At 64.1% G+C, this 22,380-nt stretch carries 9 protein-coding genes; all 9 read right to left on the reverse strand.

Going from position 1 to position 22,380, the window contains the following annotated elements:
• Nucleotides 1-2: 2 nt before the first annotated feature.
• The 9 genes from IHQ43_RS16300 to gspG all read right to left on the reverse strand — a co-directional run bounded on the left by IHQ43_RS16300 (nt 3) and on the right by gspG (nt 22,372).
• A complete protein-coding gene (locus IHQ43_RS16300; RefSeq protein WP_192561296.1) occupies nt 3-12,503 on the reverse strand; it encodes a filamentous hemagglutinin family protein in 12,501 nt (4,166 codons plus the stop codon).
• A gap of 198 nt (nt 12,504-12,701) precedes the next feature.
• Entirely contained in the window at nt 12,702-13,811 is a 1,110-nt protein-coding gene (locus IHQ43_RS16305; protein ID WP_192561297.1) for a substrate-binding domain-containing protein, read from the reverse strand.
• 498 nt (nt 13,812-14,309) lie between these two features.
• Nucleotides 14,310-15,521 (reverse strand): type II secretion system inner membrane protein GspF, encoded by a 1,212-nt coding sequence (gspF, locus tag IHQ43_RS16310; RefSeq protein WP_192561298.1) that lies wholly within the window; start codon nt 15,519-15,521, stop codon nt 14,310-14,312.
• On the reverse strand, nt 15,521-16,927 hold the full coding sequence (gene gspE / locus IHQ43_RS16315; protein ID WP_192561299.1) for a type II secretion system ATPase GspE: 1,407 nt from the start codon (nt 16,925-16,927) through the stop codon (nt 15,521-15,523). The genes gspF and gspE overlap by 1 nt, the downstream gene beginning before the upstream one ends.
• Complete coding sequence (gene gspD, locus IHQ43_RS16320; protein WP_192561300.1) at nt 16,924-19,275, reverse strand: type II secretion system secretin GspD; 2,352 nt, start codon at nt 19,273-19,275, stop codon at nt 16,924-16,926. The genes gspE and gspD overlap by 4 nt, the downstream gene beginning before the upstream one ends.
• Nucleotides 19,272-19,817 (reverse strand): type II secretion system protein GspM, encoded by a 546-nt coding sequence (gene gspM / locus IHQ43_RS16325; protein ID WP_192561301.1) that lies wholly within the window; start codon nt 19,815-19,817, stop codon nt 19,272-19,274. The genes gspD and gspM overlap by 4 nt, the downstream gene beginning before the upstream one ends.
• Complete coding sequence (gene gspL, locus IHQ43_RS16330; RefSeq protein ID WP_192561302.1) at nt 19,810-20,955, reverse strand: type II secretion system protein GspL; 1,146 nt, start codon at nt 20,953-20,955, stop codon at nt 19,810-19,812. The genes gspM and gspL overlap by 8 nt, the downstream gene beginning before the upstream one ends.
• Nucleotides 20,952-21,905 carry a type II secretion system minor pseudopilin GspK gene (gene gspK / locus IHQ43_RS16335; RefSeq protein ID WP_192561303.1) on the reverse strand — a complete coding sequence of 318 codons (954 nt, stop codon included), beginning with the start codon at nt 21,903-21,905 and terminating at the stop codon, nt 20,952-20,954. The genes gspL and gspK overlap by 4 nt, the downstream gene beginning before the upstream one ends.
• A gap of 8 nt (nt 21,906-21,913) precedes the next feature.
• Nucleotides 21,914-22,372: a type II secretion system major pseudopilin GspG gene (gene gspG, locus IHQ43_RS16340; RefSeq protein ID WP_085610505.1), complete on the reverse strand. Its 459-nt coding sequence runs from the start codon at nt 22,370-22,372 to the stop codon at nt 21,914-21,916.
• Nucleotides 22,373-22,380 lie beyond the last annotated feature (8 nt).

Consider the following 22,380-nt stretch of genomic DNA (forward strand, 5'->3'; position numbering starts at 1 on the left):
CTTTACAACGTCAGCTGTCCCCGCTCCTCTTCGGTCAGCTGCTGTTTCGCCTGTTCATCCAGCGCCCCGGCGCCCAGGACCTGCACCGGGCTGTTGGGGTTGTAACCGGGTGTCGGTGCACGGCTGGCGCCGTCGCGGGTCGGGGCCAGTTGTTCGTTGCCGAAGCTCAGTACTTGCACAGTGAACACCGAGGCCTGGTTCTGGCGTGACGCAGCTTGCTGCTGACGGGCGACGTCTTCCGCCGCCTGGGTCGCCGACGACGCAGCGGAACTGGCCGAGGTGATCGCCCCGGTGTTGACCGCCGAGACTACCGGCACGCCGGTCGCCTTGCCCTGCACCGAAATGTTGGCGGCGTTGACCACCGTCAGCGCGGCGATGTTGACGTTGCCCGAGACACGAATCCCCGCCTCGCCCGCATCGATGGTGCCCAGCGGCGCAATCAGGTCGATGTCCCCCGGTGCCACTTCGGCAATCGGGTTGAGCGTGGCGATACCGGCACCGGTGCTCGGCACCGATGGCGACAAGGTCACATTGCCCCAGCTGTCGTACACACGTTTCGGCGGGGTGTAGACCACGGTGGTTTTCGAACCGCGACCGGCGTTGATATCGCCTTCGGCCGACCAGCCGAGTATCGAACCACCGAACGTGGTCATGATCCGGCTCTGCCCCAGCAGAATGCTGCCCTGGGAGTAGAGCTGAATGTTGCCCGAGCCCTGAGTGATGATGCCTGCGGTGGACGGTGGTGCCGCGCCCTCGATGCCGAACACCTGACCACCGCCCGGCGTGAGCATCTGGATATCGCCGCCGAACAACGTCTTGACCCCGGCACCGCCATAAAGAGTGATATCGCCGTCATAACGGATCGGATTACCGGCCACATCGGTGGTCGGGAACAGCGCAGCAATGGCGTTGCGACCGCGCAGATAACTGCCTTGGCGTGGACCGTCGACGTCGTTGTACTCAAGACCACCCGCACGCAGTTCGGCGAAGTACACCTGGCGGGCGAAGATCGCTTGCTCGGCACTTGGCAACGCGGTGAAGAAGGCTTGCGCCTGCTCTGCATTGCCGCTGAAGCCGTAGCCGAGGGTCAGCCAGCTCTGCAATTCGTCGAGGTAGGTCTTGACCACTTTGCCCGGCTGCCCGGCAAGGGACAGATTCGCGTCAGCGAGATTGTCCCGGTTCAGATAGCGAGCGATAAAACGTCCGTAATCCGCACCTTGTGCACCGATGCCGGCCTGCAGCACGACGCTGGCACCGGGCCGACTGTCGCCCTGCACAATCGGCCCGAGGCTGGTGATGCTCGCGCGATCTTCCATGAGGATATTGCGCCCGGCATTGATGTCGAGCAGGCCGGGGCCGGCAATGTCGAAGCTGCTGTAGAGAATGTCGCGCCCCGCCGAGACACGCGACACATCACGCGCACCGTTGTGGACGAACAGGTTGCCCGAGGAGGCAATTGCTTCGACGTTCCAGCCCAGATCCAACGGCGCAGCAGTAGGTTTGCCAAGGTCGGTGCCGGCCGCAACGATATCGCGCCCGGCCAGCATCCACACCGGCGCAGCCGCGACATACCAGGTGCGCAGTGAGGTGCTGAAACGCAAGGTTTCACCGCTGCGCACGCCGACCAGATCACCGGTCAATGCGTAGAAACGTGTCGGTGCCTGCACACCGCTGGTGCCTGAATAAGTATCGGCGCCAAACGCAAACAACGGATAACGCAGGTTCTGACTCGGTGCCACGCCATCAACGCTGTAATTGCTCAAGAGCGGCTTGCTGCTGCCGTATTGCGCATAGCCGCTGAACGCCGGCGCGAATGGCGTGGCGAGGGCCGCCCGGCTGGCGCCGGACTGATCGATGGCATAGCCGCCGGCGTAAATCGAGTCGCCGGCGAGCATTTCCAGTTGACCAGCGGCTGAAGGTGCCAGCACCAGCGAATAAGCCGGTGCAGCAGGAAACGCACTGGAGACAGACACCGCTGACGTGCCGGCATAGATCGAACCCTGAGCGGCCACGGCGCGCAAGATCGACGGATAGACAAAGCGCAGGTCGCTCGGCGAGCTGTTGCGATTGGTCAGCGGCCCTGCCGTGCTGGTCTCGGCCAATTGGGTGCTTGGGGTCAGGTTGCCCCCGGCTGAAAACAGATCGATAGCGGTGTGATCCGTCCACAGCGAGAAACCCGCCAGTCCGCCACCGCCATACACGACGCCAGCGGCATCGGTGAACGGTGTGCTGTTTTGCAGACGCACGCGTCCCGGGTCCGCCGCACCACCGAGCACCAGATCACCCCGCGTGCTCAGGCGCATGCCCGAGTCACCGGGGATCAACACCAGACCACCGGAGGCAATGCCCAGGGTCGAGGTGAACGGGTCGAAGGCCCGGGTTTCGCGCGCATCCTGCAACGCCGCTGCCGCACCGTATTGCAGGTTGATCGCGCCAAGTGCCCCGCCCGACAACTGTGCCGCGCCGCGCAGGTTGATCAAGGCTCCCTGCAAGTCATGGTTCGGTGAGGCGTTGCCGCTCAGCCCCGCGCTCGCTTGCAGCGACGGGTTGAGCGTGCCGCCGATGCGAATGTCCATGTCGCCACCGCCGGTCAATTGCAGGCTGCCGTCGCTGCCGACCCGTCCGGTGCTGCCGACCGCGACGATCAAGCCTTGGCTGCGCGGGTTCAACCCGCTGTCGCCCAACGGCCGGAGCATGCCGCCGTCGCCGCCGACACGCAGGCTGACGTTGCCGCCACCCAGCGCACCAAAACCCGTGAAGCCGACCAGATAAGGGCCGCTATCGGTGCCCTGATCCGGCAGGGGTTGGGTCGCATAGCTGCCAAAGTTGATCCACCAGGCGGTCGGCACATCGCTGTTGCCTGCGCCTTGGCGCCAGAGCCAATTGCCCACCGAGACGCTGGCAACCTGCTCACGAAGCTTGGCCTGGGGGTTGAGGCTGCGACGGCCCACGGCGTCGCCGGACACCGAGCCACCGGCATTGATCGTCAGGTTGCCGCCCCACTGCGGATACCAGGCCTGATACAGGCTGTCGCTACCACCATTGACCCATTTTTCGTAATCGGCGCCCTGGCTCCCCAGCACCGAGCCATTGTCGGTCAAGTTGCCACGGCGCAGGTTGTAGCGCGGATCGACGTCGCTTGATTGGGTGCCGGCGGTGTATACCCCGAACGCCGAATCCATGCTCAGGTTACCAGCCGCCAACAGGTCGAGGTCGCCGGTGCCGGTGCGCAACACACTGAACATCTGCGAGTGGGTCGTGGTGCTGATCCCGCCCTTGTTCGGCGCACAGGAAAACGGGTCTGCATCACACCACCACAGGTCGTCCTCGACCACCGGGGTACCCGCCGGCATCCCGGCAATGTTGTCCGGCGCCCAGAGGAATTTGGCCGGCAACAGGCACGCGCCGGGGAACACGTCACACAAATACAGCTCATCATCGCTGACCACCGTGCCTTCCGGATAACCCATCGGGTTGCCGTCGACCCAGGTCGTATCGAGTTTTTTCTCGGTCACTTTCAAGCCGTAGTGGGTATCGGCCAGGCGCAAGTTGCCGTCGCTGGTCAACGGTTTCAACGCGCGGCTGTCGGCGGCATCCAGATCGGAGCCGGCCACCAGTCGCATCGACCACGACGTGCTGCCCGCCGGCAACATGCTCGCCACGGCCCAGTTACGGCCTTGTTGTGTAGCGTTGGTGTAACCGCGCAGTTCAATGAATGACATACCGTCAGCCAGCACCACATCCGTCATCGACGGAATCAGCGAGCCGCGCAGCAGCGCCAGCGCACTGCTCAATTTGACCCCGACAAGCACATTATCCGCACCGAGCGTGCCCGGCAGCGGCACGCCTTTAGGCCAGCTCATGGCCTGCAGTGCGGTGGCAGTGTTCAAGCGGGTACCGGCGCCCAGGCGACTGCCGATCGGCAAGGTCAAGTTCTGTGTAAGCAGAGTGCCGGCGGCGTACAGCAGGTTGCCCGCCGAATCGTGGATGGCGGCGGACAACACGCTGCCGGCGTTCAAGGTGTACTCACCGGCCAGAACCGCCTGGGTTGGCAACAACGTGCCGCTGGCGAATGTGGCCGCCTGAATCGGCAAGTCGTAGTTCAAGGTAGTGCCGTTCGGGAACAGCGTACCCTCGGCCAGCGTCACGCCGCTGCCCGGCACGATCAGATCGCCACCGAATGGCTGCACGCCCGGCAGCAGTTTCCAGCCGGCGTCATCCACGGTTTCCGGCGGCGGCGCGAAACCGTCGTTGATACTGCCGTAGATATCGAGGTTGCCACCGGCACGCATCACCAGGCTCGCCGACTCACCGGAGCCATACAGCGCAGTTTTCTGCGTGTGCGGATTGAGGCTCGCGTAGCGGTAGCGCGACAGGTCGATATCGCCTTCGACCAGCAGATCGCCGTCGGCAGACTTGCTGGCGATTTCCACACCCGGGCGCAGATGGAAGGCATCGCGGTAGGTCGCGTTGTTCAACCCTGCCAATTTGCGCTGCAGCAGGTCACTGTTGACCAGTGCCGCGTTGATGAAGGCGTCGCTGTCGCCATGAATCCGATCGAACAGTGCCTGATCGATCACCTGATACGGCCGGCCACTCGCTGCGGGATCAACGCCGTCGCGGGCATCCGTGTAGCGGCGAACGGCGTTGAGGCCAATAGAGCGCGCGCCTTGAATACTCAGTGCGCCATTGGCATCGATCGCGATATCACCGGCGCCCAGACGCGGCGCGTTCAACTCCAGGGTGCCCCGTGCAAGCCCATCGTTTTGTCCGGTCAGACTGCCCGGCGCGGCATCGGTGCCGTGGCGCAGATCGATCCGCGCACCGGAGGCCAGCGTCAGCACGCCGGCACCGGAATCGAGCTCGACGATCGCCCGGTTCGGCGCATCGATGATCTTGCCGTAGCTGTCGACCCGCAGCACTCGACCGTGAGCGTCGAGGACCGAACTGCTGCCCAAGGTCAAACCGTTTTTGCCGGACAGACGAATGCTGCCGACCCGCTCGCCACTGGCGTCGATGGTGCCGGCCACGCTCAAGTGGCCATTGTCCAGCGAGACATTGACCTCGCCGGCGCGCAGGCCATCGCCGATCAGCAGATCACCCTGTTTGAACTGGAAGCTGCGGCTGCCGAACACCTGGCCGTCATTCAAGCGCTGGTTGAGCGCGGCGAATTGTTGATTCAGATCGTCGCCCAGTTGCTGCGCACGAATCTCCACGCCCCCGGCCTTGTATGGCACCCAGGTGCCACCGGCATCGTAATGACCGCTGCTGGCGCCGAGGATCTGACCTTGCAGATCAACCACACCGGCGTTCGCCGCCAGCGCCACTGCGCTGAGATTGCCGGCCATATTGTTCTGCGCCGAAAGATCAATGCGCGAACCGGCCGCCTGACGGATATTGCCGCTGTTGCTGAAGAGCGACACGTCGCCGCCCCAGCTGTATTTGTTGACGTCGTTGAACGGCAAGGTGCGTCCGGCCAGATCCAGCTGCGCATTGCCCGTCAGGGTCAAGTCATTCTCGGCCTTGACTACCAGCTTGCCGCTCGCCAGCGCGATCCGGCTGTCGAGGACAACATGGCGCGCATCCAAAGTCAGTTCCGCGCCCAGCGCATCGGCTGCTGCGCTGGCAGCGCTGCCGGTCAAGGTCAGGTTATTGCCCGCCTTCAGCGAGTTGACCGAGGCGGCTTCACCAGTCAGCAACGGCGTGCGCAGCATGAGGTTGCCGCCGCTGTAGGCGTAGCCTTTGACCGGGTCGTACGCGCCCTGCTCCTGATACACCGCAAGACTGCCCTTGTGGTTGGCGGTAATGCGCTCGCTGGCACTGAGGTTGACGTTGGCAAAGCCCAACGCCAGACGGTCGTTCTGATCCAGGCCGCTGGGCTGCGGATTCGGCCCGTAACCCAATTCGATGCGCTGCGCTTCAATCTGCAGGGTCCCGCGCCCTGTGCCGGCGCCACCGCTGACTACTGCTCCCGGCGCCTGGGTGGCTCCGTTCCAGATCAGATTGGCGGTGCGCAAGGTGGCTACGTCCTCGCTGCCGCCCTGGCCGTAAATCGCCGGGGTCGTCAGGATCAGGTTCTGCAGTTTGCTCTGGCCGGTTTGCGGGTCCAGTGTGTCGAGCGTGGTGGTGCCAAAGAAGTTGAACGAGTCGCGAGCGGTCAGGTTCAGCGATTCCAGGGCCGGCGCCCCGAACTGGGTGTCGCCCCGAAGCAAGCGGTTCAGCACGTTCTGGCTCAGGGTCAGACCCACCGGCACGCGCCCCGCCGCGTCGCCCAGCACCTGTGTGTTGCCGACATTGACCGCGCCGACCGCCAGGGTCAGATGACGGGTGCCGAAACGCACCGTCTCATCAAGTTCGAAGTGGTTGTCGGTGGCGGCGCTGATACTGCCGTTGGAATACAGGATCGCCGGGTTACTGCACGGCGCCAGCGAGCAGGTGCCGATATGGATACTGCCGGCACCGGTATGGTCGACGGCTTTCTCCGGCGCCAGCACACTGTTCCAGCCATTGGAAACCAGCAACAGGCTGGCCTGCCCCGGCTGATAGACAAAGCCGTCGGTGGAGTCGAACGAGACCTCGCCGCGCCCCAGGGTATTGATCCCAGCCCCGGCCTCGACGGTAATGCCACCGCCGGTGTTCTCGGTGCGCAACATGACTTCCGGCGCCGAGAGGATCGCACCTTCACGCAAGAAAATGTCGGTGCCCGAGCCGCCGTTGACGAAGGTCACGATATTGCCGCCAGCGCCGTATTCCACGGTCGGTGCCGCGCCGATGGCCAGACGTCCGGCATTCAGGCGGTTGAGGCTGTCGGCGTAGAGCGAGACACCGCGAAAATCCGGCGTCGGCTCATGGCCTGCGCCCAGTACTTCGAGAATACCGATTGACGGTTCGCTCACCACGGCCGTGCCCGTAACGCCGCCCTCAGCGGGCTGAAACAACACCTCGCCGTTGAAATCCAGGGCAATGGCATGCTCTTCACCATGCTCCAGATTCAGACTCAGGGTTTTGCCGTCCATCGGTGCCAGTGCGCGTGGTACTCCACGCCGCGCCGCGTCACTGGTGATGAACTGGCTGTAGCTGGTTTCGTTGTATTGCGAGTAGCGGCGCAGTACATCAGCCGACGTCAGCGTCAGCGTGCTCGGCAGACTGTCACGCACGTCGGTATTGGCAATCGACATCTGGCCGCTGCTGGTCCATGAACCATTGCGCATTTGCAGCGCGCCACCCATGGCCGTCGGCGTCGCCTGGCCGTTGACCTCGACCCGGAACGCCCCGGGCAACAAGGCAAACGTCGAAGGCAGCAAGGTATAAGTGCCGGCCGGTAAACCCGGCACGCCCGCACCGATCGTGACCTGTTGACCGATGCGCGGATCGACCGCGCCAGCCTCGGCGATCACCGGGGCATAGACACTCTGATTGCCCGGCAGGATTGCGTAGACCGGATTGCTCGCCAGGCCCGGCAGGCTGAACGTGCCGTCAGCGGCATTGCGCACCAGCGGGTTGTAGCGGGCATCGGTGGAACCGCCACGCCCGGAGATGAAACCGGCGCCGCGCAGATCGCCACCGCCCGACAGATCAATCACCGCGCCTTGCGCGACATCCAGATACTGCGACTGCACGGCCACCCCGGTCGTGGTGCCGACTATGCCCCTCAACAGCACCGAACTGCCGTTGTAGCGATAGTCGATACCGTCAGTCGTGCCGCCATAAGGCATGACCAGTCCGGCGGCGCTGACTGACGTGAGACTGCCGGGCAACAACGCAACCTCGCGGGTCTGCACCGACTTGCTGCTCTCACCCAGAGTGATCAGGCCCAGCGGTGCCCGTACCACCCCGCCTTGTTCGATGTGGCTGGCGGCGAGGATCAACTCGCCGAACACCGAATAAGGCAATGCCGCCGGGACGCCACCCTGAGCGAAAATGCGCAAGGTGCCGTCACTCGGATCGGTCTGCTGCTGGAAGCCGGCGCGCACCCGGGCGTGAATCCCGCTCACCGGATAAATCTGCGCGGCGCCGAGGTTCAAATCACCCGCCGTCCACAGCTCGGCATAGGTTTGCGTGGAAGAGCCGATGAACCGCAGGTCGCCCTGACTGGCCAGCGTGACTTCGGCGAAGCTGCGGCGACCAACCTCAAGGACCGGCGCATCGAGTTGCAGAATATTGCCCTTGGTACCGAACGACAGGCTGTTACCGATATCCAGCAGGCTGGCGCTGGCGGTGAACTGCGCCGCCGAGACATCGGGCGTCGGCGCATGCATGACCCGAGGGCGGATAAAGACACTGGAGTCGTAATACGCGCCCGGGCCCAGCAACCGCAGGTGCGGTGCAGACAGATTGATCCGCGCATTGCTGCTCGAACCCTCGGCCAGGGAGATCGCGCCGGCATACAGGCTCAGGCTTTGATTCAGATGCAGGTTGACGTCGCCATCGAACGAAATCAGGCCATTGCTCAACAGCCCCAGATGATCGAAGCCGCCGGCCATCAAGGCATCGGCGCTCAGCCGGGCGCTACCGTAAGTCAGCATGGGTGCGGCTTCGCCGGGTTCAAGACCGGCCGCCAGGGTGGTCTTGCCAGCGCCCTGGCCGATGATGATTTCCCGTGGTCGCCGGACCTCGTTGCTGGCGGTGTTGAGGCGGTATAGCGGCGTTTCCAGGGCGATGTCCAGCCGCCCGCCACCCGCGCCGGCACCACCGGCTGCGGCACGCAGGTCGCCGTCGATGAACAGGCCGTTGTAGGAACTCAGGGAAATCCGCCCGCCGTCGGTAGCGACCGTGGTCGGACCCTGCCCGGCAATGTCCAGCACCGCCTGGGTGCCCGAAGCGTCAAGACGCGCGCCCTGGCGCACGATCACATAAGCGTCGGCCGACGTTGCCGTGGCTTTCTTCGAATCGATTTCACCACCGATGATGATGCTGCCACCCTTGCCGACCTGGCCGTACACCCTTCCCAGGGCATCGACGGCAGTGGCGGCGCGCCCCGCCACATCGAGCACCGCGTGCTCACCGATCCAGATTGACCGGTTGTGCGCCTGCGTCGGCGCTTCCTGCTGGCTCTGGGCCGGGTCAATGCTGCCGAACTGCTGCTGGCGAATATCGATCGTGCCGCCCCAGGCCAGCAGCGTACCGTCAACGGTGATCTGCCCCGCCCCGCGCAAGTTGATGCGTTGCCCCGGATCGACGCTCAGGCGTGAACCTGTGCCGAGGGTCAGCGTCGCGTTGCGCGGGTCGATCAGCCCCACGAGGCTCGGACCGGCCTGCAGCGAAAGGCTGGCGCCGGCACGTTGGGTCAACAGCGCTTTGGTCGGATTCTCCTGAAACAGCGCCGGTGTCCATAACTCCAGCGCCGTGCGCGGATCGCTGCCACTGACCTGGCTCGCAGCATCGTCAGTAAAACGATAGACCGGCGTGGTCACATCAAGCTGCGTGTCCCGGGCAACTTCGAGGCCATTCAAGCCAATCACGCTATAGGCTGAAAAACCTTTGCTGAACAGGCTCGGCGCCAGTTGCAGCGTCGATTTCGCAAGCGCTTCATCAGCCGCGCCGATCATCACCTTGTTGGCTTGCACCAACAACGTACCGCCGCCCGTCACGCCGTAACCGCGCAGCTCGCCATCCAAGGTGAGTTGCGAAGTGCCAGCGGCACTGTTGGCCGCCGACTCCAGCGTGACGCTGCCGCCCCTGGCGCCACGGGTCTTGCCGTTGGCCAGAATCGCCGCGCCGGAAGACACATCGAGCAGGCTGCCGCTCTGAACATCGATATCGCCGCTGCTGCGGATCGAAATCGACCCTCCGTCCAGCCAGGCCAGACTGGCCGCGTCGTCGGGGTCGGTGCGTTGATTGCTCCACAGCCCGCGAGTATCGAGTTGCACGCCATGGGCCACGGTGACCCGTTCCGGATGGCCAGCGGCCGGGGTGATTCGGGTGTCGGTGACGCTGCTGGTCTGCAACTGATTGAGCACGTTGCCCAGGCGAATGCTGCCGCCACGGGCGCTCAGGTCAGCATTGACCTGAACATCCGGCCCGTACAGGGTGATCTCGCCACCGGCATCGACCTGCAACGCGGCGTCCAGGGTAATGCGATCTTTGGCCGCGACCTTTAACGCACCGAGCTTGAAGCCGTTGAGTTGCCCGGCGTCGAGGAACAGCTTGCCCTTACGCGCGTCGGAGACTGCCGTCAGCAGGTCCCGGTCAGCGCCCGCAAGCATCTGTTCACCACCGATCTGCACCTGATCAAGCAAAGGATTCAGTCCGTACAACACGCCACCGGCCGCCGCCACATACGCCGGGTCATAGCTGCCGACGATCAGTTGTGCGCGACGCGCCAGCGCCGTCTGGCTCTGCTCGTAACCATCCAGCGGCGCACGCGGCGCCTGGGTCTGGCGCTCACCCTGATACACCTCGCCGAGCAACTGCCCGTCGAGCACCGCATTGGTCGTGCCGATCACCAGTTGCCCGGCATCGCGACCCACGGTGTAGCCGGATTCCTGGCGCGATCGCGGGGCAATCAACGAGCTGTAGTAGTAACTGGTTTGGCCCCAACGTTCGCTGCTGTCCTCATAACCTTTGTACAGGCCGGTGTAGAGCATGTCCCCCGGTGCCCGCGAGACTTCGTACAAGCGCCCGTCGGCGCCACGCAGCCAGCTCTGGCGGATCTCGCCGCTCTGCACGTCGAGCGTGCCGCCGGACAGATTGATCAACGAGCCCTTCTCAGTGATCACATCGTTGCCGGCAAAACTCACCGCGCCCCCCTGGGCCATCCATTCGCCAATGCTGTGGCCCTGCGTGCCGAGATAGCCGCCGACCTCAAGCAAACCACCGGCGGTGTACCAGCGATCCGTTGCATAACCGTTGGTACCCGCAGGCACATACACCAGCTCACGCACATCGACCCACACGTCATTGCTGTTGAGCGCACCTTTTTCGCGGTTGACCGACGCGTCGCGCTGCTCGTTGCCCTGGACGTTGATTTTGATGTTGTTGGATTCCATCGCGACTTTCACGCCGATGGCCCCAGACACATCGATCAGCGCCCCATCGCGCACCAGACTGCGCCGCCCTGCCGCCACGGCCACCTGGCCGCCGGTGGCGAGGGTGATCGAGCCATTCTGGAACTCGACACTGCCGCCGCTCTGAATCTCGATGCGCGACTGGTCGCTGCGCACTTTGTTGTTGGGGCTGACGCCGGTCAGTGCGGCTTTTTGTTGACTGTCGAGTGCAGTCAGATCACTGCTGTCGAGCATGATCGCCGCGGCACTGCCCTGCCCCAGCGTGACACTGCCGCTGGTATCGGTCGCCGGGTTGAGCAAGTGAATGGTGCCGCGCGTGGCCACCGAAGTACTGGCCAGCAGCACGCCGTTTTGCACGACTTCGTGGCCGGTCAGGGTGATGTCGCCGGTGGCGGCCTGGATCAAGCCGTTGTTGCTGACCTTGCCGACACTGCTGCCGCTGTTGAAGCCGGGAATCACTTCGCTGCCGAAGGTCGTGGAGAAGCCGTTGCCCTCGGTGCCCGAACCTTTACGGATGTAGAAGCGGTCACCGGCACCCAGCACGGTCTGGCCCTTGGCGGTGCTGATGCTGCCGTCGTTCTGCACTTCACTGCCGAGCAACAGCGCATAGCCGCCGGCATCGGTGGAGGTCGCGGGGCCGGCGGTCTGGATCGACGCGCCGCGCTCGACCAGCACCTTGCCGACAGCGTCGGTGAAGGTTGGCTGGCTGCCACTGCTGTCGAAATACAGGCCGCGCTCACGGAACTGAACGTCGGTGATGTTCGCCGCGGCGGCCACCAGATTGCGCACGTTGACCTGACTGTTGCCACTGAACACGATGCCGTTGCGGTTGATCAGCATCACCGTGCCGTCACCCTTGATCTGGCCCTGGATCTGGCTCGGACGCGAGGCCGGATCGTTGACCCGGTTGAGCACCGCCCAATTGGCCTGCTGAGCGAACTCCACGGTGGTGTTACGCCCGACGTTGAAGGTTTCCCAGTTGAGAATCGCCTTGTCGGCGGTCTGCTCGATGCGCACGTTGGTCTTGCCGTCGGCCTGGGTCTGTTGCGGGCCTTTGGCGTTCTGCCAGCCTTGCGCGAGGCTGTTATCGACTTGCAGACCGCCGGCGCCCAGACCGTCCGGCACCACCTGCACCGAACCCAGTGCCGCTGCGCGCCCGACCGCCTGCGCAGCTTGTTGCGCGGCAATCGCCGCGACCGTGTTGTTCAAGGTCTGTATCGAACGCTGTAACTGCTGGTTGGCCCGTTGCTGCTGCGCCAGCGGCGGGGTCATGCCCGGCAATCCGCCGCTGCTCGGGCGTGCTGCCGCCGCTTGCTGCGCAGCACCCTTGGCAGCAAACCAGTTTGAACTGAACGCCGTCTGCGCCTGCGCGCCGCCCGCCACCAGACACAACGCCACGGCCTGGGCCAGCGGCTTGAGCAGCCACAGCGCCGGGTCTATGGCATCACGTTTTAACGACTGAGCGCGGGTATGGCGACGGGATGGGCGAGCGAGCATCACTACGAGTCCTTTTGATTGCCGCAGGTCGGCGACAACCTGCTGTTACGACATAGGCGGTTGGCGAGGGACACGACCGAACCGATGTCACACAAACTTCATGATTGAGGTGTAACTGCCCGCCGCGGCCATCCGATATGGCCAAAAAAAATGGCAGCCCCGAAGGGCTGCCATTCGTCTTGCGGGTTAGCGCGAAGCTTACAAAGGACGACCGATAGCGTTGCACACGCTGGCGTTGTTGATGTCCAGGTTGTTGCCGCTGGTGTTGGTGATGAAGTTGGCGGTGACGGCGTTTTTCCAGTTGGTCGGAACTACGCTGAAACCGTGGTTGATGGTCGCTGCAGCGTTGCCCGGCACGCTGTAGTGAGTGGTCAGGAAGGATTTGATGTCAGCGGCCACGGTTGCATCCTTGTAGCACTGGCCGAAGATCAGGTTGGTGTAGGCAGCGATCGGGTAGCCGCTGGATGGGTTGGCAACCACTGGAGCCCATTGCGCAGGGTTCGAAGGAGCGGTTGGCAGAGGTGCCGAAGACAGCGCGGTGGTGACGTTGGCCGGAGTCGGTTGAACGCCGTTGACGCGAGAAACCACTGCGTTGCTGCTGGCATTCACGCCATCAGGACCGACATAACCAATGGAGCCGTCAACAGCGTTGACCTGAGTGGCCACGTCAGAAGTACCGGCAACGCCTACCCAGTTCGCAGGCAGGGTCGAACCGGCTGGCAGACGAGCGCTGGTGAAAGTGGAGTTGGTGGCGAACTTGGTCGGGCAGATCGAGTTCAGGTGACGGGTCAGGATTTCCGAAGTGCCGCTGGAAACGTTGCGATAAACAACGCGGATCGGCGTGGTGTCGGCAGTGCCCAGCAGAGCGCCCCAAGTGGTTTTGGTGCCGGAGAAGGCGTCGCACAGCTGAGCGCTGGTCAGGTTCAGAGCGGTCTGACCGGATTTTTTGTACGGAATGGCAACCGAAGTGGCCACCGAAGGCAGCTGGATCAGCGGGCCGTACGAAGCACCGAAGTTGGTGTTGTAGGTGCTGATTTCCGAAGCGCTGAGGACCGAGTCGCTACCGGCGAAGTGTACCGAACCGGTGGCGCTGAACAGAGCCGAGTTGTTGCTCAGAAAAGCGGTCTTGCCAGTGCCGCTGCCGGTGCCGGCGTAGGTGAAGTTGGCAGGCAGGATGCTGTTGCTGGAACCTTTGTACAAAGCGGCAGGCAGAGTCGCGCCACCACCGGTTACGTTGGCGGCCATGGCCTGGGCGGAGGCCAATGCGGCGACAGTCAGTGAGGCTGCGATCAGAGTGCGCTTGAACATGAAGAATCTCCTTTTCAACTAGGTTGGGAACACAGGTTTTCGGATTGCTTGCATGACACTGGGAGGACTCACCGCCGACCTTCGCAAGCGGGGTCCGTGGTTAAGTCGCACTGAGAAATTCGCAGTTTCCGGTGACAGATAAAGGAAAAAACCTCGGGAGGTGCAGGCTGATTTTCAAGGGATTTTCTCGGGTGTTCTGGGGGGTGGCCGGAGGGTCTGAGACAAGCTTTTCGAGGGAATCGGCCACAGCCCTTGAAGGGCCGTTGCAGATGACAGAAAGGAGAACCCGAGGATGGGGGGAATGAGGGTCGGGTGATGCTGAGGTCGCTGAAAAAAACCTGAATTATTTATTGCTCTGACCGGCCTCATCGCTGGCAAGCCAGCTCCCACAGTGTTCGGTGTTGTTAATGCAATTTTCTCCACAACACAAAAATCTGTGGGAGCTGGCTTGCCAGCGATAGGGCCAGTACAGACAACATCAAACCAACAGACACGCCCCTACTGCACCAGCTGATTGATCTCGATGATCGGCAGCAACACCGCCATCACAATCACCAGCACCACCCCGCCCATCACCACGATCATCAGCGGTTCAAGCAGCGCAGTCATGCCCATCGCCCGACGCTCGATATCGCGGGACAGGGTTTGTGCAGCGCGTTCAAGCATCGGCGGCAACGCACCGGTTTTCTCGCCGCTGGCGATCAGGTGAATCAGCACCGGCGGGAACACGTTTTCCACTTTCAGCGCTGCTGCCAGGTTGACGCCCTCGCGCACCTTGGCGGTGGCCTCATTGACGCTCAGGCTCAGGCGATCATTCGACAAGGTCTGCCGTGCTGCCTCCAACGCGCGCAACAACGGCACCCCGGCGCCGCCGAGAATCGCCAGCGTCGAGGCGAACCGTGCGGTGTTCAGCCCCAGCACAAACCGCCCGATCAGCGGCAACTTCAACACCCGATGATGCCAACTCAAGCGTGCCGCCGGATTGCGCAGATACAGGCGCCAACTCCAGAACGCCCCGGCCATGATCCCGGCGCACAACCAGCCCCACGCGCGGATGAAATCACTGGCATTGAGCATCGCCAGCGTCAGCCCCGGCAGATCCTGCCGCGCCTGGGAAAACGCGCTGACCACCTGCGGCACCACATAACTCAGCAGGAAAATCACGATGCCGATCGACACCAGCCCGACCACGCCCGGATAGATGAACGCGGTGAGTATCTTGCCCCGCAGGTTGTTGCGTTCCTCGATGTAATCCGCCAGCCGCTCCATCACCTGCGCCAGATCGCCAGACTCCTCGCCCGCCGCAATCAGCGCCCGGTAGATTTCCGGAAAATCCCGTGGCCGCGCCGCCAACGCTTCGGCCAGGCGCATGCCGCTGCGTACGTCGGCGCGCACGGCGCTGAGGGTGTGGGCGATGTGCTTTTTCTCGGCCTGTTCGACTGTGGCACTCAGCGCCGCTTCCAGCGGCAGACTGGCGCCGAGCAGGCTCGACAGTTGCCGCGTGGCCCACGCCAGATCGTTATCCGACATGCGGGCGCTGAACATTCCACCGCCGCCATGCTGGGAGACGTTGCTTTCCTTCTCCACCGACAACGCCGTCAAACCACGCCCGCGCAGCGCGCCAAACGCGGCGCCCTGACTCTCTGCTTCCAGATGCCCGGATTCGATCTTGCCGCTGGCATCGGCGGCTTCAAAACGATAGCGATTCATCAGGCATCCCGTGTCACACGAAGGATTTCTTCCGGCGCCGTGGCACCGCTGCGAATCCAGCGCTCGCCGTCCTCACGCAGGCTGAACATCCCGGCCTTGCTCGCCGCCGCGCGCAACGCCTGCTCCCCTGCCCCTTGGTGAATCAGGGTGCGGATGTCGTCATCGATGCAGAACAATTCGTGAATGCCGGTGCGGCCGCTGTAACCGGTGTGATTGCACGCCGCACAACCCACCGGGCGCCAGGTGCCGGGCGTCGCCGGGTCTTCCTGTTTGCACTGACTGCACAGCCGCCGCACCAACCGCTGGGCCAGAACGCCGAGCATCGACGAGGCCAGCAGAAACGGCTCAACGCCCATGTCGACCAAGCGGTTGACCGCCGACACCGCGTCGTTGGTGTGCAGGGTCGCGAGCACCAAGTGGCCGGTCAGCGAAGCTTGCACCGCGATCTGCGCGGTTTCCAAATCGCGGATCTCGCCGATCATGATGATGTCCGGGTCCTGACGCAGAATCGCCCGCAATGCCAGGGCAAACGTCATGTCGATCTTGGCATTGACCTGAATCTGGCTGATCCCCGGCAAGTCGTATTCCACCGGATCTTCCACGGTGAGGATGTTGCTGGTGCTCGCATCGAGCCGCGCCAGTGCCGCATACAAACTCGTCGTCTTGCCGCTGCCGGTCGGGCCGGTGACCAGCACAATGCCGTGGGGCTGGCGGATCAGGTGATCGAGTTTGGCCAGCACCTGCGCATCCATGCCCAAGGTTTCCAGATGCAGGCGCCCGGCCTGTTTGTCCAGCAAACGCATCACCACCCGCTCGCCATGACCGGTGGGCACAGTGGAAACACGAATGTCGATCGGTCGCCCCGCTACGCGCAGCGCTATGCGGCCGTCCTGCGGCAGGCGTTTTTCGGCGATGTCGAGCTGCGCCATGATCTTGATCCGCGACACCAACGCACCGTGCAACGCCTTGCGCGGCGAGACCACGTCGCGCAGGGTGCCGTCGACGCGGTAGCGCACCACCGAATGGGTTTCGAAGGGTTCGATGTGAATGTCGCTGGCCTCATCCCGCGCCGCCTGGGTGAGCAAGGCGTTGATCATGCGGATCACCGGCGCGCCGTCCTGGGTGTCGAGCAGGTCGGTGATTTCCGGCATGTCCTGCATCAGGCGGTCGAGGTCGACTTCGTTTTCCGCCGCGCCGACCACCGCCGCCGCGCTGCCGGTATCGGCATAGGCCGTGGCGAGCAACCCGTCGAGTTCGTCATCGCGTACCCGCTCAAGCCTGGCCGCGCCGAACTGCCGACGCACCTCGCTGATCGACCAGCCCGGCGTCGACGGGCACACCGTCAGCACGCCGTCGCGCAGCAGAATCCGCTGCGCCTTGGCCCAGGCGTAAGGCAATGCGCTCATTGCAGCGGCACCGCTTTGATCGTCGCGCGCGGGCCGGACACCGGCGCCGGCACGCCTTGGGCAGTGGCCGGCAATTGCGGCGCCTGCATGTCCGGCATCGCCCAGCTACGTTCCGGTTGCAGACCGCCCTGAGCGCGGCGCATGAAGTCGTAGCGGTTAAGCGTGATGCTGCGCCCCGCCGCGCTGTCGCGAATGATGTACGGGCGCAGGAACACCATCAGGTTGGTCTTGGTGATCGAGCGGCGTTCGTTGCGAAACAGCGCGCCAATCCCCGGAATACTCGACAACCAAGGCACCGCGTCATTGCTCTGGCTGTAGCCGTCCTGCAGCAGACCGCCGAGCACCATGATCTGCCCGTCGTCGAGCAGGATGCTGGTGTCGAGCGCGCGTTTGCTGGTGACGATCCCCGCCGAATTGGCCGCCGCCGAGGCGCGTTCGTCGATGCTGCTGACTTCCTGATAGATGTCGAGCTTCACCGTGCCGCCCTCGGAAATCTGCGGCCGCACGTTGAGCTTCAGACCGACCTCTTCACGGGTCACGGTCTGGAACGGATTGTTGCTGGTGCCCCCGCCGCCGGTGACGTAACTGCCGCTGACAAACGGGATGGTCTGGCCGACGAAAATGCTCGCGGCTTCGTTGTCCAGGGTCAGCAGGTTCGGCGTCGACAGCACGTTGGTGCCGCCCTTGCTCTTCAGGGCCCGGGCCAGCACTTTCAGGTCGAGGATCTTGCCGATGCCGGGGATATCGACGGTGCCGTTGACGTAGCCGAGGTTCAGACCTTGCGGGAGCACATCGAGGCTGGTCTTGCCATTGACGTTGATCCCCGAACCACCGAGGTTGGCCCCGCCGATCACGCCTTTGCCGCCGAGATTGCCGGTCTGCCATTGCACGCCGAATTCGCTGGCGTCGTCTTCGCCGACCTCGACGATCAGGCTTTCGATTACTACTTGCGCGCGGCGCTGGTCGAGCAGGTCGATGACTTCGCGCAGGTTGCGATACAGCGGCTCCGGCGCGGAAATCAGCAATGTGTTAGTGGTCGCGTCCGCCTGAATGGTCACGCCGCCAGCGCTGAACGCGACGTTCTGTTCACTGCTTTGAGCATTGCTGCTGCCACTGGTGGCGCTGCTGCCCTGAGCGTAACTGCCGCCGGTGCTGCCGCTGTTGGTGGTCGACGTGCTGCCGTTGCTTTGCGTGCCGCTCTGGCCGTTCTGCCCACCGCCCAAATTGGTGGAGCTGCCCATGTTGCTGAGCACCGAGCGCGCATTGTCGCTGGTGCCGCTGTCGCTCTCGCCGGTCAACAACCCGCGCAGGGCCTGGGCCAGTTTGCCGGCCTGAGCGTTGCGCAGATACACCACGTGCAGGTTGCTCGGATTGCTTTGCGCGTTGTCGAGTTTGTAGATCAGGTTGCGCGCCAGCTCCGTGCGCTCCGGGCTGCCGGCGCGGATGATGATGGTGTTGGAGCGCGGGTCACCGATCACGGCGATTTTCTGGGTCGGGTCATTGCCCGGCGCGTCGAGCAGGTCGGCGACCATCGGCGCGATGTCGGCGGCGATGCCGTTCTGGATCTGCACCACGTCAGTGTCGATGGCGCTCGGAGTGTCGATGCCCTGAATCAGTTGCGCGACTCGCGTGAGGTTCTCGGCGTAGTCGGTGACGACAATGGTGTTGTTGCCCGGATAGGCGTTGATCGGGTTGTTCGGTGACACGATCGGGCGCAGCACCGGGATCAGGTTCACCGCGTTCTCGTATTGCAGGCGGAACGTGCGGGTAAGCATGCCGTTGCCGGCCGGTTTGTCGGCGCTGTAGATCGGCCCGCCGAGCAACTTGGCATCGGCCTCCGGCACCACCTGCGCCACGCCGCCGACGTCCACCACGCTGAAACCCTGCATGCGCAGCGCCGCCAGCAGCATGTCGTAGGCCTGATGCGCCGGCACCTGGCCTTCGGAGACCAGCGTCAGATTGCCCTTGACCCGTGGATCGACCAGAAACTGCTGGCCGGTGGAGCGCGACAACGCCCGCACCACCGCTTGAATATCGGCATCGACAAAATTCAGCGTCACCGGTTGATCGCCCAACGGGTTGGCCGGCAACGTCGTGCCCCGCGCCGAGCCGCCACTGCGAGCGCGTTCGGTGATGTTGTGCAATTGCTTCGGCGCGGGTCTGGCCTGAGCCTGCGCCCGTTCGCGGTCGAGCACCGCGTCGCCACTGCGCTGGGTGTTGGCCAGCGGCCGGCCGAGTTCGCTGTCCACCAGCAGCGGCGGTTGATTCGGTGGCGTGGTGTTGCTGCACGCGCTCAATGCCATCAACAGCATCGGCAACGCCATGCGTTTGGATCCTGACCCCTTCATGAAGCTTCCTTAGCGCCCAGCGCCTGATCCATGCGTACGGTGCCCGACAGAGTGCCGGCGGTGTCATCGGTCGCGGCGTCGTCTGCGCGTTGCAGACGGGCCTCGACCACTTGCAGTGAAAAATTCCGCGGTTGGCTCAGCAGCCAGTCGAGCACGGCGTCGGCCGGTGCCGCGTCGAAGGTCAACTGCCAGCCGGCGGAAGCGGCCGCCAATTGGTAATGGCCACCCAGTCCGCTGGCCTGCAAGGTCTGTTGCAGCGACTGCCCAAGGTTCTGCCCATCCGGGCGCACGCTGACGTCGCGCAACAGCACTTCCAGCGCTTCGGCCTGGGCGCGCAGTTTTGGCGTTTCGACTTGCGACGCGGCGATCTTCTTCAGCGGCGGCTGAACCAACGCCACCCACACAAACAGCCCCAGCAACAGCGCCGCCATGCCGCCGACCATGCGCTTTTCCCGCAAAGCCAACGGCTGCCAACGGGCCTGCAACTGAGCGTTGAAGCGCTGCCAACCGGCGCGGTATTTCGCAAGCGAGGGGCTATTCATCTTCGGCTCCGCTGCTGTCGTCGTTGTCGGTGGCGGCGGTCGCCTCGCCGGCCGGGCGCAGGACCCAGCCGTCGTCATTCGGGCTGATGCTGATGCCGGCCTGGGCCAGCGTGGCTTGCCAATCCTTGTCGTTGCCCGAACGCCGGGCCTCGGGCAGCAGACTCAGTTGCAACGCACCGTCGACAAACTCCAGACGCTGCACCGTGCCCGCCATGGACGGCATGCCGCTGCCGGCCTGCAACACCAGCCGCGTGAAATCCTGACCCGGCGCATCCGCCGCGCCTTGCTGGCGCGCCGTGATTTGCTGACGGGCCTGTTGCAGCGGATTGAGGATCACCGGCAACTCGGGAAACGCCTGCTTCACCCGCTGCGCCATCTTCGCCTTGAGCTGCTGGCCCTGCCCGGCCTCGCGAGCGGCGTACAGGTTCAAACCGATCACCCACACCGCCAACGCCAGCGCACAGCAACCGAGCGCCCTGCCCCAGCCGCGATGTTCGGTGCCCGGTTGCTGGAGGCCACCGTGCAAGCCCCAGTTCGGCAACGGGCCGGAGCAGCGTTGTGTGTCGGGCAATGTCGATTGCACCGCCTCAGGCGCGCCGTCACCGATCCAGTGCGCCGGCAGACCGGTTTCCAGCAGCCACGCTTCGTCGATCATCGGCTGCACCTGCGCCGCATTCGGGCCGTGGCGCAGCAACAGATGATCGTCGTGCAGGCAGCCGATACCGCCCGCCATCACCGGCAAACTGTAGGCCGCCGGGTACAGGCCTTTGAGGTTCAAACCGTATTGCCCGAGGTGCTGCAAATCCTTGCGTGCTACCCAGGCAATCTGCACCTGGCCGGTTTCGTTGCGAGCACTGTGGGCGATATGCATCTCGGCGCTATCACCGAGCATCAAGGCCTGCGCTGCACATTGCACCGCCGCAGCGGTTTTGCTCGCGGGCAACGGCGGCAGATCGATGCTCGCCAACAGGCTGTCTGACGGGTGCAGAAAGCACACCAGCGGCTGCTTCGGCAGTGCGCCAAGCCGCACGCGTTCCTGGCGAGTGACCTGCCCCTGACGATCCAGCCACGCGCAATCCACTTCACTGTCGAGACTCAGCTCCGCCAGCGGCGGCAAACTCACGCGCAACTGGCTCATACGCCCACCCGTGACCAGATCACTTGCGGCAAGCGGTCTTCACTGCGATGCAACAACGCATCGAGGCTGACCCGCCGCTGATCCCGCCGCGCCTGCCCGCGCAGCCGGAACCAGTCGCTGGTGATGCCGACCTTGACGCTGGTGATCTCCAGTTGCGGCAGTCGCAGGCGATTGACGAAATCCCCGCGGTTGATAAACCAGCGCCCGGCGTCACGCTCATTGATCAACGCCTGCGCCCGCTCCAGCGACAGCCCCGGCACATAAGCCGCGAGCACCGGCGCCGTGGCCGTGTTGCCGTTGAGCCAGGTGGTCGCCGGAATCACCGTCAGGTACGGCGCGAGTTTCGCCAGCACCGCATCGTTGACCCCGTCGACACTGCGCAAATCATCAAGCGTGCGCAGCATTGGCAAGGTCGGCGGTTGCGGTTTGCGCGAAGCGGACGGCGACGTGGCGCGCCCACTGTCGAAGGTGTTTTTCGCCACAGGCTTGTCCACCACTTGGGCATTCAACAGGTGCGGATACGAGCCGATCACCCGCTGACTGATGCGCCGGCTCAAGCCGCTGCTGACACCAATCAACTCGCACAAACGCTCGAACGCCTGCACCTGCGCGTCATCGATCCGCTCGTTGGCCACCAGATTGCGCAGGTTGAACTTGCCCTGCTCGTCCTCCAGCCGCCCCTCGAAACCCTGGGTGTTCAACCGCTGCGCCCACGGCTGATCGAGGCGGGTCAACGGATCGCGCTGCCGCGCATCCCACAACAATTGCCGGCTGATCTCCAACCCGCCGTGCAGCACCCAGCGGCCCTGCACGCGCAGTTGTTCGGCCTCCAGCGCCCGGGTCGAAACGCTCTGGCGGGTCAGCATGCCGGCGGCGATCACCGCGACCACCGCCGCAATCAGCAGCGCACTGATGATCGCCATCCCCTGCTGGTTCGATTGGCTGTTCATGACCGGCCTTACAACTGCCAGGAACCGATGTCGGCATTCACACCGTCGCCGTCAGGCTGGCCGTCGGCGCCGAGGGAAAAGATGTCGATCTCGCCGTTGGCACCGGGATTGAGGTACTGATAAGGACGACCCCACGGGTCATTCGGCAGGCGCTCCAGGTACGAGCGCCAGTTGGTGTTCTTCGCATCGGCCGGCCGCTCCACCAACACCTTCAGACCCTGGCTCTGGCTCGGGTAAGTGCCGTGATCGAGGCGATACAGCTTCAGCGCCTGCATCAACCCGCCAATGTCCTGCTTCGCCGCCGTGGCCCGCGCCTGATCCGGCCGGTCGAGCACCTTGGGCACCACCATCGCCGCCAGAATCCCGAGAATCACCACCACCACCATGATCTCGATCAGCGTGAAACCCTGCTGCCCACGGGGCATCCGGCTCGGTCGACTGGGTTGTTTGAACTGCGCGATATCCATCTCGTCAT

This window comes from Pseudomonas gozinkensis (assembly GCF_014863585.1).
Taxonomy (GTDB): domain Bacteria; phylum Pseudomonadota; class Gammaproteobacteria; order Pseudomonadales; family Pseudomonadaceae; genus Aquipseudomonas; species Aquipseudomonas gozinkensis.

Excerpts from the sequence above, each read along its gene's own strand:
- IHQ43_RS16300 (WP_192561296.1), bottom strand. The coding sequence starts at position 12,503 with ATGCTCGCTCGCCCATCCCGTCGCCATACCCGCGCTCAGTCGTTAAAA.
- IHQ43_RS16305 (WP_192561297.1), bottom strand. The coding sequence starts at position 13,811 with ATGTTCAAGCGCACTCTGATCGCAGCCTCACTGACTGTCGCCGCATTG.
- gspF (WP_192561298.1), bottom strand. The coding sequence starts at position 15,521 with ATGAATCGCTATCGTTTTGAAGCCGCCGATGCCAGCGGCAAGATCGAA.
- gspE (WP_192561299.1), bottom strand. The coding sequence starts at position 16,927 with ATGAGCGCATTGCCTTACGCCTGGGCCAAGGCGCAGCGGATTCTGCTG.
- gspD (WP_192561300.1), bottom strand. The coding sequence starts at position 19,275 with ATGAAGGGGTCAGGATCCAAACGCATGGCGTTGCCGATGCTGTTGATG.
- gspM (WP_192561301.1), bottom strand. The coding sequence starts at position 19,817 with ATGAATAGCCCCTCGCTTGCGAAATACCGCGCCGGTTGGCAGCGCTTC.
- gspL (WP_192561302.1), bottom strand. The coding sequence starts at position 20,955 with ATGAGCCAGTTGCGCGTGAGTTTGCCGCCGCTGGCGGAGCTGAGTCTC.
- gspK (WP_192561303.1), bottom strand. The coding sequence starts at position 21,905 with ATGAACAGCCAATCGAACCAGCAGGGGATGGCGATCATCAGTGCGCTG.
- gspG (WP_085610505.1), bottom strand. The coding sequence starts at position 22,372 with ATGGATATCGCGCAGTTCAAACAACCCAGTCGACCGAGCCGGATGCCC.